Source organism: Bradyrhizobium sp. USDA 326 (assembly GCF_049739485.1).
Lineage (GTDB): Bacteria > Pseudomonadota > Alphaproteobacteria > Rhizobiales > Xanthobacteraceae > Bradyrhizobium.
In genome coordinates this window covers 5,925,728-5,939,542 of sequence record NZ_JBMGQA010000001.1, presented here as the reverse complement: position 1 = coordinate 5,939,542, position 13,815 = coordinate 5,925,728, and the positions used below count along the sequence as shown (strand labels likewise).

Annotated in this window: 13 protein-coding genes; 6 read left to right on the top strand and 7 right to left on the bottom strand. The window is 63.5% G+C overall.

Annotated features, from left to right (window positions below):
• Window positions 1-52: 52 nt before the first annotated feature.
• From ABIG06_RS27790 to ABIG06_RS27780, 3 genes are all read left to right on the top strand, one after another.
• Window positions 53-919 (top strand): LysR family transcriptional regulator, encoded by an 867-nt coding sequence (locus ABIG06_RS27790; RefSeq protein ID WP_370139356.1) that lies wholly within the window; start codon window positions 53-55, stop codon window positions 917-919.
• A gap of 77 nt (window positions 920-996) precedes the next feature.
• Window positions 997-1,677: a site-2 protease family protein gene (locus ABIG06_RS27785; RefSeq protein WP_370139355.1), complete on the top strand. Its 681-nt coding sequence runs from the start codon at window positions 997-999 to the stop codon at window positions 1,675-1,677.
• A gap of 58 nt (window positions 1,678-1,735) precedes the next feature.
• Window positions 1,736-2,158, top strand: coding sequence for a hypothetical protein (locus ABIG06_RS27780; RefSeq protein ID WP_124159069.1), 423 nt, complete (start codon window positions 1,736-1,738; stop codon window positions 2,156-2,158).
• On the opposite strand, the gene ABIG06_RS27775 is transcribed toward ABIG06_RS27780, so the two are convergent.
• The 6 genes from ABIG06_RS27775 to ABIG06_RS27750 all read right to left on the bottom strand — a co-directional run bounded on the left by ABIG06_RS27775 (window position 2,146) and on the right by ABIG06_RS27750 (window position 7,919).
• The gene (locus ABIG06_RS27775) at window positions 2,146-2,958 is read right to left on the bottom strand and encodes an energy transducer TonB family protein (protein WP_124158755.1); all 813 of its coding nucleotides are present in this window, start codon (window positions 2,956-2,958) and stop codon (window positions 2,146-2,148) included. The genes ABIG06_RS27780 and ABIG06_RS27775 overlap by 13 nt on opposite strands.
• Before the next feature lie 9 nt (window positions 2,959-2,967).
• A complete protein-coding gene (exbD, locus tag ABIG06_RS27770) occupies window positions 2,968-3,426 on the bottom strand; it encodes a TonB system transport protein ExbD (RefSeq protein WP_370139354.1) in 459 nt (152 codons plus the stop codon).
• 3 nt (window positions 3,427-3,429) lie between these two features.
• Complete coding sequence (exbB, locus tag ABIG06_RS27765; RefSeq protein WP_370139353.1) at window positions 3,430-4,386, bottom strand: tonB-system energizer ExbB; 957 nt, start codon at window positions 4,384-4,386, stop codon at window positions 3,430-3,432.
• Complete coding sequence (locus ABIG06_RS27760) at window positions 4,383-5,072, bottom strand: Fe2+-dependent dioxygenase (RefSeq protein ID WP_124158752.1); 690 nt, start codon at window positions 5,070-5,072, stop codon at window positions 4,383-4,385. Before ABIG06_RS27760 ends, exbB begins: the two co-directional genes overlap by 4 nt.
• A 2-nt stretch (window positions 5,073-5,074) precedes the next feature.
• Complete coding sequence (locus tag ABIG06_RS27755; RefSeq protein ID WP_370140919.1) at window positions 5,075-7,474, bottom strand: TonB-dependent receptor; 2,400 nt, start codon at window positions 7,472-7,474, stop codon at window positions 5,075-5,077.
• 205 nt (window positions 7,475-7,679) lie between these two features.
• On the bottom strand, window positions 7,680-7,919 hold the full coding sequence (locus ABIG06_RS27750) for a hypothetical protein (RefSeq protein WP_028170951.1): 240 nt from the start codon (window positions 7,917-7,919) through the stop codon (window positions 7,680-7,682).
• A 376-nt stretch (window positions 7,920-8,295) separates the two neighbouring features.
• Here ABIG06_RS27750 and ABIG06_RS27745 point away from each other — a divergent pair, with 376 nt between their 5' ends.
• The 3 genes from ABIG06_RS27745 (at window position 8,296) to ABIG06_RS27735 (ending at window position 13,239) form a co-directional block, all read left to right on the top strand.
• Window positions 8,296-9,462, top strand: coding sequence for an efflux RND transporter periplasmic adaptor subunit (locus ABIG06_RS27745; RefSeq protein ID WP_370139352.1), 1,167 nt, complete (start codon window positions 8,296-8,298; stop codon window positions 9,460-9,462).
• Window positions 9,459-12,605: a multidrug efflux RND transporter permease subunit gene (locus ABIG06_RS27740; RefSeq protein ID WP_370139351.1), complete on the top strand. Its 3,147-nt coding sequence runs from the start codon at window positions 9,459-9,461 to the stop codon at window positions 12,603-12,605. The genes ABIG06_RS27745 and ABIG06_RS27740 overlap by 4 nt, the downstream gene beginning before the upstream one ends.
• A gap of 64 nt (window positions 12,606-12,669) precedes the next feature.
• Window positions 12,670-13,239, top strand: a complete 570-nt coding sequence (locus ABIG06_RS27735; RefSeq protein ID WP_370139350.1) for an invasion associated locus B family protein — start codon at window positions 12,670-12,672, stop codon at window positions 13,237-13,239.
• A gap of 9 nt (window positions 13,240-13,248) precedes the next feature.
• On the opposite strand, the gene ABIG06_RS27730 is transcribed toward ABIG06_RS27735, so the two are convergent.
• Window positions 13,249-13,611, bottom strand: coding sequence for a DUF1428 domain-containing protein (locus ABIG06_RS27730; RefSeq protein ID WP_199751332.1), 363 nt, complete (start codon window positions 13,609-13,611; stop codon window positions 13,249-13,251).
• Window positions 13,612-13,815: the final 204 nt, after the last annotated feature.

Genomic DNA, 13,815 nt, shown 5'->3' with positions numbered 1-13,815 from the left:
ACGCGCCGAAACGGGGAATGGAATTTCCGTCATGCCAGGATAAGTTTTCGTCATGACCGCGTCCGATCTCGACCCCGACCTTCTGAGGGCCTTCCTCGCCGTTGCCGATCATCGGTCGTTCACGCGCGCGGCCGCGATCCTCAACCGCACCCAATCGGCGGTGAGCGTCCAGATCAGGCGCCTGGAAGAACGGCTGAACGTCAGCCTGTTTCACCGCACGAGGTCGGGCGTGGCGCTCAGCGCGGCCGGTGACGAGCTGCTCGTCTATGCGAGGCGGCTTCTCGACCTCAATGCAGAGGCGGTCGACGCGCTCCGCCCGCGCAAGCACGATGCCATGGTCCGCCTCGGCGTGATGGACGATTACGGCACGATCGTCATTCCGCCATTGCTGGCGCACTTTGCCAAGAGCCGTCCGGAGATCCGCGTCGAGATCGAGACGGGGCTGACGGCGACGATGCCGGCCCGGCTCGGCGAAGACTATGATCTCGTCATCGCCATGCACCCGGAAGGCAGCGGCAATGGCGAGCTGCTGCGACGCGAGCAGGCAGTCTGGGCCGCGGCCGTGTCATATTCAGCCGGGCCGCAACGCCCCACGCTGCCCGTCGCACTCTACCCAACGGGCTGCCTGTTCCGGCAGTGGGCCACTGAGGCGCTCGATGCCGCCGGCCGTCCCTGGCGGCTCGCTTATGTCAGCCGGACGCTTGCAGCGGTGGAAGCGATCGCGGCGCAAGGCCTCGCGATCACGGTTGTGAAGGCGGGCACCCTGCCCCCTCGCCTGCGCGTGCTGTGCGAGCGCGACGGCCTGCCGCCGCTGCCGGCGGCGGACATCCGCCTCCATCGCGCGCGCAACCTGTCGCGTCCGGCGGCCCTGCTGGCGGATCATTTGCACCGGGCAATTTCGGAAGTGGGCGCGATATAACGGTAGATCGTAAAGGGTTGTGGCCCTATACGGCCTGCGTTGCAAGGCGCGCGGGCCGAACCGGAACGGATCAGCTGGTGAATATCTCCTTCTATGATCTTTCCGTCTGGGTGCTGCCGCTGGTGCTGGCGATCACCTTTCATGAGGCCGCGCACGCCTTCGTCGCGGACCGGCTCGGGGACAACACGGCCTCGCAGCTCGGCCGCGTGAGCTTCAACCCGCTCAGGCATATCGACCCGTTCGGCACCCTGATACTGCCTGCAATGCTGCTATTCGCGCATTCGCCGTTCCTGTTCGGTTATGCCAAGCCGGTGCCGGTGAACTTCCGGAAGCTGAACAACCCCAGGGTCGACATGGTCTGGGTGGCGCTGGCCGGGCCCGTCACCAACATCCTGCTGGCGCTGGCCGCGGCCCTCGCCTTCCATGCCCTGTCCCTGGTGCCCGCGAGCTCCGCGAAATGGGTTGCGGACAACCTCAAGAATGCGCTGGTGATCAACGCGATCCTCGCCGTGTTCAACATGATGCCGATCCCGCCGCTCGATGGCGGGCGCGTCGCCGTCGGGCTGTTGCCCCGCCCCCTCGCCGTTCCGCTGGCCCGGCTCGAGCCGTTCGGTATGCTGATCCTGATCGGCCTGTTGATCCTGCTGCCGCTTGCGGGTTCGCAGTTCGGTCTAAATCTTGATGTTATTTCAGCAATACTGCGAACGTTGACCGGTTATGTGATTCAGGCTGTTCTCTTCCTGACCGGCAACTTTTAGTTGAACACAGCACTCCCACGCCGAAGGGCCAGAGGCCGACTTGGTCAAAGCTGCCGATATGCTGATCGCGCGACGAGCCGATACCCGCGCTCGCGCCGATTTTGCCACCTGGAACATGATGGCCAAGCTCAATGGCTCGTCCGCACTGCCACCGGAGGCCCAGGAGTTCCTCGCCAGCTACAGGAACCTGCTGACGCAGATGAGCGATAACGAGGCCACGGAAGCCACCATCGGCGCGATCTACAAGTCCTATTATGCCGAGATGGGCGGTGCTGGAACGCCGCCCGACGTCCGCGTCCGTCCGCCTGAAACGGCGGCGGACAATGTTACCGCCTTTCGCCGCCCGGCGCCGAAGCCGAAGAGGGCCGCCTCCTTCGGAGCAGCGGCATTCGCCGGAAGCCAGAAACGGCCGCTCCCGGTGGCGCTGATTTTCGCGTGCCTGGTCGTGGTCTATGTCGGGATCCGGCTCTACTGGCGCTGAGCCGTCTTTTTCTTCTTCGCGTCCGGCGGAGTGAAGATGATGTCGACCGTACGTTCGAACCGGTCCTCGGTCAGTCCGGCAGGCGGCTGCGGGATGGGATCGGACTTGCGGACGATCGACACCGCCGCCGCATCGTAGGCTGCATCCCCCGACGACTCCACGACATCCACCGACAGCACGTTGCCCTTCCGGTTGATGGTGAAGCTCACTTTGACCTTCTGGTTGTTGGGCACCTTCCCGTCCGGATTGACCTTGTGCAGCGCCAGATGCGCGCTGATCTTGCGGTTCCAATCGGCCGTCAGCTTCAGGATGTCCTTGCCGATACCGATCACGGGAGCCAGCGCCTTCTCGGCCTCGCGCACATCCTCCTCGAGCGTCTGCCGTGCCGTCGCAACCGATTTCGGCGACGCTTCGGCGGCCGGAGTCTCGACCGCCTGAATCTTCGGATCGTCTTCCGTTGGTTTCTTCGCGTTGTTCTCGGTCACGACGCGGTCGGGATCCTCGACCTCCTGCGACTGATCCTTTGGAAGCTCCGTCTCCTTGGTCTCGGCCTTCTGCTCCGGAAGCGCCTGCTGTTCCTGCATCGCTTCGCTGTCGGGCCCGGGCGGCAGATCGGTTTCGGGCGCCTTGGGTGATGCCATCTCCACGGCGAACTCCGCACCGTTGGCACCCAGGCCGTCGCCGTCATCGTCGGTGCGCAAATGGGCCAGTGCGAGCGCAGCACCACCCAGATGGAGCGCGAGCGCCGCCACTGCCGCCAAGATCCAGAGCCTCCGGGATGGTCTGAGTTCGTCCGACATGACGGGCCTCTAAGGCTGAGCGGCGCCTGGCGCAGGCGCCCCCGGCGCGCCTTCCAGCGCGACCAGCTTCACCCGCGTATAGCCGCCTGAGCGCAGCAGCTCCATCACGCCCATCAACTCTCCATATGGCACCGAGCGATCGGCGCGCAGGAACACATACTTATCCTTGCTCATGTCAGGCAGGCCGTCGAGGGTCCCGATCAACTCTGCCCGGTGAACCGGGTTCTCTCCGATCGCGAGCGTCAGGTCGGGCTTGATGCTCAGATAGGTCGGCTTGTCCGGCTTCTTCTGCGGTGTCGCGCTCGACGTCGGCAGATCGATCGGCAGATCGACGGTGGAAAGCGGGGCCGCAACCATGAAGATGATCAGCAGAACCAGGATGACGTCGATGAACGGCGTGACGTTGATGTCATGCGTTTCCGAGAAATCGTCGTCTTCGCCGTCGTTGTCTGCGAGCGAAACACCCATGGTTCACTCCGCTGCGCGCGAATGCACGCTGCCGTGGCTGCGGTCGAGATCACGTGAGAGCAGCCGCCCCGCCGCGCCCGAGGCGCGGCTGACGAGCTCGAGATAGCCCTTCGTCACGCGCGAAAAATGGTTGTAGATGATGACGGCAGGTATGGCGGCGACGAGGCCGATCGCGGTGGCGAGCAGGGCTTCGGCGATGCCGGGCGCGACCACGGCGAGGTTCGTGGTCTGCGACTTCGAGATTCCGATGAAGCTGTTCATGATGCCCCAGACCGTGCCGAACAGGCCGACGAAGGGCGAGGTCGAGCCGATGGTCGCGAGCACGCCCATGCCGATCCGGATGCGCCGCTGTTCCGCGCGCACGATCTCGGAAAAGCTCGAGGCCGCGCGCTCCTTGATGCCGGCATCGCTGGACAGGCCGGCCGACATCCGCGCCTCACGCAGCGCCGCCGCCAGGAAGGACGGCAGGATGCCCTGCTTGGTGCCGAGGGCCATCTGCGCCTCAGCGAGGGAGCGCGCCTCCGCAATCTTCTTCAAGGCCGAACGAAGCTTGCTGGAAGCAATCGACAGTTCGATCGACTTGGCGATGAAGACGGTCCAGGTCATCAGCGATGCGAAGGCCAGCCCGATCATCACCGCTTTCACGATGACATCCGCCGACATGAACATCACCCAGGGCGACAATTCCTTCATGGAAGGCGCGACGGCGGCCGCATCGGGCTTTGCGGTCGTCGAGGCCGTGGCCGCAGGGGACGCCGTGGGAGCGGCTGGCGTCCAAGCCGAAGGCGCCGGGCCACTGGGCACGGTGGCTGCCGGCGCAGGACCGGCCGGCGGGGCCTGCTGAACCGCTTGCGCCGGGGCAGGCGCGCTCTGCGTCTGGGCGGAAACAGGAGACGCGAGCCAGGCGGCCGCCAGCAAGGCGACAACGGCAAAGCTTGCTTGGAAGGTCATGGTCTTCATACTTCGGCCCAGTAGCGAATGAGGTTGTGATAGATACCCGTCAATTTGACCGTTTCGGGATCGTCACGCCCGAGCCGTTCCACCAGCGCCTGTATCGCGGTGTCGAGGTCAAAGATCATGCTCCGAGCTTGATCGTCCCGTATCATGCTCTGAAGCCAGAAGAAAGACGCAACCCGCGTTCCCCTGGTCACGGGGGTGACCAGATGGAGGCTGGTAGAGGGATAGAGCACGCAGTCCCCGGCTGGCAACTTGACCTCGTGCGAACCGTAGGTGTCCTCGATCACGAGTTCGCCACCGTCGTACTCCTCCGGTTCGGCGAGGAACAGCGTGACCGACAGGTCGGTGCGGATGCGAAGGCCGGTCAGGCGATCGCCGCGGATCGCATTGTCGACGTGCAGTCCGAAATGATGACCGCTGCTCGCCGCATAGCGGTTGAACAGCGGCGGAAAGATCTGCAGCGGGATCGCCGCGGCGATAAATCGAGGGTTCGAAGTCAGCGCCGAGATGATGCGGTTACCGAGCTTGCGCGCGACCTCGCTGTCCGGCGGCAATTGCTCGTTGCGCTTGACCATCGCCGACTGCGCGCCGGCGGTGGAGCGACCGTCCTCCCAGTCGCTCACGTCCATGATGCGGCGGAAATCCGCCACATCATCCTTGCTGAGAACGCCTGGCAGGCACGTCAACATGGTTAGAACTTCGCCGTTGTCACGACATAGAATGCCCGTCCCGGCGCGACCGCCACGAACGGAACGTTGCTGCGATAGAACGAGTCGTAATAGAGCTTGTTGGTCAGGTTCTGCGCGTAGAACTTCATGGTCCAGTTCTGGTCGATCTTCTTCTCGACGAACGCGTCGAAACGCCAATAGCTCGGCAGCTCGTTGGTGTTGGCCGCGAACGTGCCGCCATAGACCTTCGAGCGGTAGACCGCCTGGCCGCCGAGCTCCCAACCGTCATCGAACTTGTACTTCGTCAGCATGCTGAACGACTGGTGAGCGATGTTCGCAAGCTGCAGCCCGATATTCGAGGCGACGCCGCTCTGCGTGACCTTCGACTGCATCAGCACCAGGCCGCCGAAGATGCTCCAGCGGTCGGTGATCTTGCCTTCCGCTTCGATGTCGATGCCCTGGATCCTGTAGGCAGCACCCGATGTGAGCAGGTTGTTGACGGTCTCCCGCGCGTTGTCCTTGGTGGTCTGGAACAGCGCACCGGTCACCAGCAGGTGGCGATCCGCAAGCTCCCATTTGGTGCCGAGCTCGATCGCCTTGTTGCGCTCAGGCCCGAGCAGGATGGTCGAGTTCGGGGGAACGCCGCCGTATTCGGTGCCGGTCGCGTCCAGCTCCGACCCGAACGGATTGACCGACGTCGCATAGGCGGCATAGACGCTGCCGATCGGCATCGGTTTGTAGACCACACCGACGTTGTAGTTCACGAGATCGGAGTTCTGCTTCACGTAGTTCGGACTATTGTTCGACGCACTCTGGCTGTAGCCGTCGTAGCGCACGCCGCCGTTGACGATGATGGTGTCCTGCCAGTTCGCGGTATCCATCACATACACGCTGCTGGTGTTGACGCCATAGCGTGTCGGGTTTCCAAGCAGCGACGGCGTGCCGAAGGGAATGTTGGTGTATTGCGGGGAGTAGAGATTGACCCCCGTCACGGCACCGTTGCTCGTGAAAGCCGAGCCGGACAGTTCTGACGCGAGACCTGCATAGCGGTCGATCGAGATGTTCTCGTTCGAATATTCGACGCCGAACACCGCAGTGTGCTTGACCCCGCCCGTGTCGAGCTTGAACGTGGCTTCGTTCTGGTTGGCCCATACGTCGACGTTCTGGTAGCGGCTCTGCGCGCTCGCCGTGGTGGTCCAGAGCAGCGGATTGGGACTGGTCGTGTTCGGGTTCTGCGGCAGCGTGCCGATGTAGTTGAGCAGCGAATGCTCGCCGCGCACCTTGCTTGTCAGGGTAATGGCCTCGTTGACCTTGTACTCGATGATGCCGGTGCCGAAATCCTGCCGTGCGGTCTGGAAATCGCGGTTGAGGAAGCCGTACCAATTGCCACGCGGAATGCCCGCCGAGGTCACCGGCACGTTGCCCTGCTTGTAATAGGGCACGCCGAAATCCGGATAGCCGCTGAGATCGGTATGGACGTAGTTGGTCGTGATCTTGATGTCGTTGGTCGGGGTATACTTGGTCGAAATGAAGCTGCCCCAGCGATTGTCGGTGACGTAGTTGCGTCCGGCGACGTTGGCGTCCTGGAACAGACCACCGGTGCGCACCGAGAAGGTCGGATCGATGACCTGGTTCACGTCGAGCGTGACGCGCTTGGTCATATCGGTACCGAACTCGCTATCCATCCGCTTGAAATTGACGTCGCCGGCCTGCTTGGTGACGATGTTGATGGCGCCGCCGGCGGTGCCGCGACCGGCATAGGAGGATGCCGGGCCGCGCAGAATTTCGATCTGCTCGGTGAAGAAGTTCTCGCGGATGGAAACGGCGGGATCACGGATGCCGTCGATGAAGACGTCGTTGCGCGCGTCGAAGCCGCGGATGAAAAAGCGGTCGCCGAACGCGTTGCCGCCCTCGCCCGAGCCGAGCGTCACGCCCGCCGTCGAGCGTCCGATTTCCTTCAGCGTCGTGGCGTTCTTGTCCTCGAGCACTTCCTTGCTGAGCACCGTGATGGACTTCGGCGTGTTCAGCATCTTCTCGGGAAACTTGCCCGAGGCCTGCACGTGATCGACCTTGTAGGGCGCCGCCGGGTCGGCATAGGGATTGCCGTCGGGGGCGCCGGACGGCGTGGTGGGAGCCGTCTGCTGCGCCTGCTGGCGTTGCGCGGCGCGGCGCAGCGCATTGCGGGCGCGCACCTGCTCAGGCGAAGGCTTCGAGGCCGCCGGACGCGGCCGCTCGACCGGAGCATCGACCGTCACCGGCGGCAGGTTCGACTGCTGCGCTTGGGCGCCGCCCGACACCGACGCCACCGCGATCAAGCTCGCGACCGCCGAAACCTTTTTGCCGGATACGCCCGTGGACCTCTCATCCAACGGATCGAATGCTGCGACCGAACGCAACGACTTCGGTGCGACCACCTGCCCCATTACCAAACGCCCCATCTTCCTGTTCGCTCATTCACTTCGACGAACGATGGCTGTTGGTATCGGCCACAAAATAGCGGGTCAATGCGAGCCGCTCGCGAGAACCCTTGAATCAATCCAGATCAAAACGATTCTAAACTGCAGCTTGAAATCGTTCTAAGATGATACTGGACTCGTTCTAAACACGACGCAGATAGACCGCTCGCTCTCAGTCGCTGCTCGGCGGCTTCATCAGGGAGAACAATTCGTCGACGGTCTTCTGCGCGACGGCGCGCACGCGATCGGTGTTGTCCATGCCGGCGATGTTCACGCCCTTCACGACGGCTTTGATCTCGTCGCGAAAGTCGGTGAGGAAGCGCAAGGGATCGCGCTGCTCGTTGGCGACACGCGCGATCAATCCCGTGATCAGAATCTGACACGCGATCAGCTTGCCGTTCAGCTCGTCCATCCTGCGCTCCATTCATGGCGCCGCCGATATGAACGATGCCGAAATCCCTGACAACCGAAACGGCCTCCACGAGATTTAGAACCGTTCTCGTGACTGAACGAACCAAGACTCCGCGGCGCCATTCGGCCTGAACACACCACTATCGGTGCTGCGCAAGAGGGGGCGCGCCCGATCGGTCGCGGCCGAAAAAATGCAGCGCTGCACAGCGCCGCGCCAGAGCACTGCCCAAGGGGTGCAAAGCTTTCCAATTGTTTAGGTTTCTGGACCGATAGTGCTGTTTACACTGGAACTTGGCGTGTATTATACAAGCGCGCTGGAACCGTATGATTGCCCCATAATTCGTAAGCGTAGGGCACAAAAGCCGATACGAGACGATATGAAAAAGTCCCGGCCGATCCTCTGGATTTTGATCGTCGCGGCCGTGGCCTCCGCAGGTTACTATGGATGGCAGAGATTCGGCTCGGCCGGACAGACCCGGACAGCCCAGAAAGCGTCGCCGCGCCCGTCCGCTGTTCCTGTCAGCGTCGCGCCGGTCCAGAAGACCGACTTCCCGGTCTACCTGACCGGTCTCGGCACGGTTCAGGGCTTCAACACCGTCCAGGTCCGCAGCCGGGTCGACGGCCAGATCATCAGGCTCGAGTTCAAGGAGGGCCAGATCGTCCAGCAGGGCGACCTTCTGGTCTCGATCGATCCCCGGCCCTATCAAGCCGCGCTTGACCAGGCCAAGGCCAAGAAGGCGCAGGACGAGGCAAACCTCGCCAACGCCAATTTAGAGCTCCAGCGCGCCGTGAAGCTCGGCGAATTCGCAACAACACAGCGGGTGGATACCCAGCGCTCCACCGTCGCGCAGCTCACCGCCCAGATCGCCGCCGACGAAGCTGCGATCGCCAACGCCCAGACCCAGCTCGACTACACGCAGATCAAGGCACCGATCACCGGTGTCGCCGGACTCCGCCAGGTCGACATCGGCAACATCGTCAACGCCTCGACCCAGACGGGCATCGTCATGATCTCGCAGGTCGAACCGATCGCCGTGATCTTCACCGCTCCGGAAGACCAGCTCCCCTATATCACCGAGGGCCAGAAGGCCGGCGCGCTGAAGGTGATCGCCTTCACGACCGACGGCAAGAAGACGCTGGCCGAGGGCAAGCTCGCGGTCATTAACAACCAGGTCGACACGACCAGCGGGACGATCCGTCTCAAGGCAGTGTTCGACAACAAGGACCACGCGCTGTGGCCGGGCCAGTCGGTTTCGACGCGGCTCCTGGTGCGGACACTGAAGGACGCGACCGTTGTTCCTGATGACGCGGTCCAGCATTCCACCAACGGCCTCTACGCCTATACAGTCAATCAGGACAACAAGGCCGAGGTTCACAAGGTCAAGGTCAGCTATGGCATCGATGGACGTTCGGTCATCGAGGAAGGCTTGAGCCCGGGCCAGCAGGTGATCGTCGGCGGCCAGTTCAAGGTCCAGCCCGGAAGCCTCGTGTCGACGGCAGTGGCAAGCTCCGATCCGGCCCAGAGCAAGGTGCGACAGGAATGACCGAAGGGGGGATTTCGGCACCTTTCATCCGTTATCCCATCGGCACCTCGCTGCTGATGGCGGGGATCCTCTTCGTCGGTCTCGTCGCCTATCCGCTGCTTGCAGTTGCGCCGCTGCCGCAGGTGGACTTTCCGACCATCCAGATCACCGCCAACCTGCCCGGCGGCAGCCCCGAGACGATGGCCTCCTCGGTGGCGCAGCCGCTGGAGCGGCAGTTCGCCCAGATCCCCGGCATCGCGCAGATGACCTCGACGAGCTATCTGGGCACGGCGTCGATCACCATCCAGTTCGACCTCAATCGCAACATCGATGGCGCCGCGAATGACGTCCAGGGCGCCATCAACGCTGCCAGCGGCCAGTTGCCTAAAAACCTGCCCTCGCCTCCGACCTACCGCAAGGTCAACCCGGCCGACGCGCCGATCCTGCTATTGTCGGCGACATCAGAGACGCTGCCGCTGACCAGCGTCAGCGACGCGGTCGACGCCCAGCTCGCCCAGCAGATCAGCCAGCTGTCGGGTGTCGCCCAGGTCTTCATCGGCGGCCAGCAAAAGCCCTCGATCCGCATTCAGGTGGACCCGGCGAAGCTCGTCGCCAAGGGTCTGTCGCTGGAGGACGTGCGCAGCCAGATCGCGATCACCACGGTCGACAGCCCCAAGGGCAATATCGACGGCGAAAAACGCGCCTACACGATCTACGCCAACGACCAACTCACCCAGTCGAAGGACTGGAACGACGTCGTCATCGCCTATCGCAACGGCGGTCCGTTGCGGATTCGGGACATCGGCCGAGCGGTCAGCGCCGCTGAAGACGCCAAGCAGGCGGCCTGGGCCAATGGCAAACGCGGCGTCTTCCTGGTGATCTTCAAGCAGCCCGGCGCCAACGTCATCGAGACCGTGGACCGGATCAAGGCGACCCTGCCGCGCCTCGTGGCAGCGATCCCGCCCGCGATCAAGATCGAGCTCATCAGCGACAGGACCACCACCATCCGCGCCGCGGTCGAGGACGTCCAGTTCACGCTGCTGCTGACCATCGGCCTCGTGGTCATGGTGATCTTCATTTTCCTGCGCAGCTTCTGGGCGACGGTCATTCCCACCGTCACGGTTCCGCTGGCGCTGCTGGGCGCGTGTGCCCTGATGTGGCCGGTCGGCTATTCGCTCGACAATCTGTCGCTGATGGCACTCACCATCGCGGTCGGTTTCGTGGTCGACGACGCCATCGTGATGCTCGAGAACATCACCCGCTACATCGAGGAAGGCGACTCGCCGATGGAGGCCGCCTTCAAGGGCTCCAAGGAAATCGGCTTCACCATCGTCTCGATCAGCATCTCTTTGGTCGCGGTGCTGATCCCGCTGCTCCTGATGGGCGGCATCATCGGGCGCCTGTTCCGCGAATTCGCCGTGGTGCTGGCGATGACCATCTTCGTTTCGATGTTCGTGTCGCTCACCCTGACGCCGATGATGGCCTCGCGCTTCCTGCGCGCCCATGGCGAGGTGCAGCACGGCCGCTTCTATCAATGGAGCGAGCGCGCTTTCGACGCGATGCTGCGCGGCTACGAATATGTGCTCGATCACGCCCTCGCCTGGCGGCGCACCACGCTTACGATTTTCTTCGTCACGCTCGGACTGTCGATCTACCTGTTCGTCCTGATCCCGAAGGGCTTCTTCCCGCAGCAGGACGTCGGTCTGATCACCGCCACCTCGGAAGCCTCGCAGGACATTTCGTTCAAGGAGATGACCCGGCGCCAGGAGGAGCTCGGCAAGATCATCATGGCCGATCCCGACGTTGCCAGCGTTGCCATGTCGATCGGCGGCAGCGGCCGCGCCGGCAACAACGGCAACCTGTTCATCACGCTGAAACCTCGCGATCAGCGCGAGGCCTCAGCTCAGCAGATCATCGCGCGGCTGCGTCCGCAGTTCGACAAGGTCGAGGGCGCCCGGCTTTACATGCAGGCGGCCCAGGACGTGCGGCTCGGCGGCCGGCCGACGCGCACGCAGTTCGAATTCACGCTGCAGGACGCCAATCTTGACGAGCTCAACGAATGGGCGCCCAAGATCCTCGCCAAAATGCAGACCCTGCCGGAGCTGCGCGACGTCGCGACCGACCAGCAGACTCAGGGCACAACGGTGCAGCTCAAGATCAACCGCGACACCGCCGCCCGCTACGGAATCCAGCCGCAGTTGATCGACGACACGCTCTATGACGCCTTCGGACAGCGGCAGGTCACGCAGTATTTCACCCAGCTCAACACCTACAAGGTCATTCTCGAAATCCTGCCGGAGATGCAGGGCAATCTCGACAGCTTGAACAAGCTCTATCTGAAGTCGCCGTTGACCGGCGACCAGGTGCCGCTGTCGACCTTCGCAACCTGGACCACCGACCCGGTCCGCCCGCTCTCGATCAGCCATCAAGGCCAGTTCCCATCGATCACGATCAGCTTCAACCTGGCGCAAGGCGTGGCGCTCGGCCAGGCTACGGAAGCCGTGCAGCGGGCAATGGCCGAGCTCGGGGCGCCGCCGACGCTGAACTCCAGCTTCCAGGGCACCGCGCAGGCCTTCCAGCAGTCGCTCGGCACCGTGCCGCTCTTGATCCTCGCCGCCCTCGTCGTGGTCTACCTGATCCTCGGCATTCTCTACGAGAGCTACATCCACCCGATCACGATCCTGTCGACGCTGCCCTCGGCCGGCGTCGGCGCGCTCGCGATCCTGATGGCGGCGGGTTTCGACTTCAGCCTGATCGCGCTGATCGGCATCATCCTGCTGATCGGCATCGTGAAGAAGAACGGCATCATGATGGTCGATTTCGCGATCGCCGCCGAGCGCGACGAGCACAAGACGCCGGAGGAATCGATCCGCCAGGCCGCGTTGTTGCGTTTCCGCCCGATCATGATGACGACGATGGCCGCGCTTCTGGGCGGCGTGCCCTTGATGCTCGGTCACGGCACTGGCGCCGAGATCCGTCAGCCGCTCGGCTACGCCATGGTCGGCGGCCTGATCGTCAGCCAGGCGCTGACGCTGTTCACCACGCCGGTGGTTTATCTCTATCTCGACAAGCTCAACAACTGGTTCGCCACCTGGGGCCGTTCGGGCGACGGCGAAGGCGACGAGGCCCCCGAGCCCGGCAGCGTCAAGGAAGCCGCCGAGTAAGCTTGCGCTGCGGCTTCCGCGACGCTACAGCGAGGCGCCCGTTTCCCGCCAGCGCAGTTTCGTCATGCTCATGCAATCCAGACTTGTCGCCCTTGCCGCAGCTGTCTTGTTGTCAATTGGCGCTGCGCATGCCCAGCAGGGCGCCAAGAGGAACACCGCGCCCCCTGCCCCGGCCACACAGCCTGCGCCTGCCCCGACGCAATCACAGGCGGACGGCACTCCCGGGCAGTCCGGCTGGATCGTCCGCTGCACCAGCGCCAGCCGCGATGCGCCGCTCGAATGCGCGATGGAGCAGAACGCGGTGCTGACCAAGACCGGCCAGACCGTCCTCCTGATCAACATCCGCATCGCGCCCGACACCCGCACCCCGGTGGCGCTGCTGCAGTTGCCGCTTGGCCTCAACCTTCCCATCGGTGCCAAGCTCCAGGTCGACGAAGGCAAGACGATCGATCTCCAGATCCAGACCTGCGAGAACCGCGGCTGCTACGCCTCGACCCCGGTCACGCCGGACCTGCTCGCCGCCTTGCGGTCGGGCAAGCAGCTGAAGGTCTCCTTCCAGAACATGGCCAAGGAGACGATCGCGATTCCGATGCCGCTGGGCGATTTCGCTTCCGCCTACGACAAGATCAAGTAATGGAATTCGTCAGCTCGCGATGTCGCTCGCCCGCAGCAACGTCGTGAAGCCGCCGTAGATCATGCGCTTGCCATCGAACGGCATGCCTTCCATTTTCAGCCGGGGATCCGCCATCACCTTCTTGTTGATGGCATCGCGGCTCTCCCGGTCGCGGTAGACGATCCAGGCGAACACCACGACCTCGTCCTCCTTCGCCATCACTGCGCGCGGAAACGAGGTGAGCTCGCCATAGGGAACATCGTCGCCGATGCATTCGACATAATCGAGCGCGCCGTGCTCCATCCAGATGGCGCAGGCGGTCGCCGCCATCGCCTTGTAGGCCTCGATCTTGTCCTTCGGCACGGCGAGAACGAAACCATCGACATAGGGCATCAGGGATCTCCTTGGGTTGCACGGCCCAAGGACGATACTGCGCGTGGAGATCCGACCCGGAAATGCGAAATGCGAGATGAGGCAAAGCGTCGCGAGCGGCGACGCGGCCGATCGACGTGCCGTCCTGCTTGGGGAACCTGGAACTTCATCTTGGAAAGTGCCGGGAGCTGGCTGGGGAACCTGGATACTCATCCAGAAAGTGCT